Source organism: Pseudonocardia kongjuensis (genome assembly GCF_039526905.1).
In the GTDB taxonomy this organism is placed as follows: Bacteria; Actinomycetota; Actinomycetes; order Mycobacteriales; family Pseudonocardiaceae; genus Pseudonocardia; species Pseudonocardia kongjuensis.
On the sequence record NZ_BAAAJK010000071.1, the window covers coordinates 1 to 684 of the forward strand.

General features: G+C 66.1%; 1 protein-coding gene. It reads right to left on the reverse strand.

What is annotated here, in order from left to right; translation table 11 throughout:
* Positions 1–96: 96 nt before the first annotated feature.
* A complete protein-coding gene (locus tag ABD160_RS33165; RefSeq protein ID WP_344030687.1) occupies positions 97–426 on the reverse strand; it encodes a hypothetical protein in 330 nt (109 codons plus the stop codon).
* Positions 427–684: the final 258 nt, after the last annotated feature.

Consider the following 684-nt stretch of genomic DNA (forward strand, 5'->3'; position numbering starts at 1 on the left):
ATGCTCGCCAGGCTCACCACATCCCTAAGCAGCTTCTCCCCCCGATCAGTCATGCCGCCCTCTCCCTCATCCGACGCACTCTTCCTCCCAGCACGTTCACGCTCCGCGTGTCATCTGGTAGCCGTAGGTCGTCTGCCGATCGAGGAGCAGCAACTCCCGCGGCAGAACCCGGCGGTCGCGCAGACAGCGCAACCCTTCGGCCTGAATCTCGGCGGTCGACCGCCGCCGGTCCGCCGCCGTCGCCGCAAAGGGCTTGCCCGGCCGGACGACGACGCAGACGGCGTGACCCTCGCCGTCCTCGTGCTCGTCTGGAATGACCCACGCCGTGTAGTTCTTCGGCCCGGCCGACCAGACCGTGCCCGACCGCGACCGGCCCGCATCGTCCCAGGTGATCCGCTGTCCGAGCCGTTCGTGCACGTACCCCATCTCGCCCCCTCCCTCTCAGTGGTGTCTCAAACCTTATCTGGTTTCATGAGCGATGTCTAGATCTGAATCTGAAAACGATCGCACTGCACGAGTGCTGTGACCGCTCGACGGCATCGGTCACAGCCCGACCGGCCGATCGGTCACAGCCCACAGACGGCAAACCCACAGGTCAGAGGCACCCCTTGCCGCCCTGTGACCGCTGTGCCCGATGTGACCGCCGTCTGCGACACACCTCGCATGCACGAGTTGCGCGCGCCA

Excerpts from the sequence above, each read along its gene's own strand:
- ABD160_RS33165 (WP_344030687.1), bottom strand. The coding sequence starts at position 426 with ATGGGGTACGTGCACGAACGGCTCGGACAGCGGATCACCTGGGACGAT.